The 627-nt window shown below is 66.0% G+C and carries 1 protein-coding gene; it reads right to left on the reverse strand.

Annotation, left to right across the window (positions count from 1 at the left end):
* Positions 1-627 (reverse strand): putative Ig domain-containing protein (locus HZU84_RS20025; protein WP_180693124.1); only part of this gene is annotated, 627 nt, incomplete at both ends.

The raw sequence follows: 627 nt of genomic DNA on the forward strand, positions 1-627 counted from the left end.
TCGGAGACGCCACCGTCGGCGCATCGTTGACGTTGGCGATCGTCAGCACGAAGGAATCACTGGCCGCGGCGTTGCTCCCGTCCTTCGCCGTCACCGTGATCGTCAGCGAACCGACATCGGCGTTGGCAGGCGTGCCGCTGAAGGTGCGCGTCGCCATGTTGAAGCTCAGCCAGCTCGGCAGCGCGCTCGTCGTGTAGCTCAGCGAGTCGCCCGCGTCGACATCGGCAAACGTCCCGGCGGGAAGCTGGAAGCTGAAGGGCTGATCTTCGGTCGCACTCTGATCGGCGATCGGAGACGCCACCGTCGGCGCGTCGTTCACATTCGTCACCGTCAGCACGAAGGAATCGCTGGCCGTGGCGTTGCTCCCATCCTTCGCCGTCACCGTGATCGTCAGCGCGCCGACGTCGGCATTGGCCGGCGTGCCGCTGAAGGTGCGTGTCGCGGCATCGAAGCTCAGCCAGCTCGGCAGCGTGCTCGTCGTGTAGCTCAGCGAGTCGCCCGCGTCGACATCGGCAAACGTCCCGGCCGGGAGCTGGAAGCTGAAGGGCTGATCTTCGGTCGCACTCTGATCGGCGATCGGAGACGCCACCGTCGGTGCATCGTTGACGTTGGCGACCGTCAGCACGA

The sequence above is a fragment of the Sphaerotilus sulfidivorans genome, from assembly GCF_013426975.1.
GTDB lineage: Bacteria > Pseudomonadota > Gammaproteobacteria > Burkholderiales > Burkholderiaceae_C > Sphaerotilus > Sphaerotilus sulfidivorans.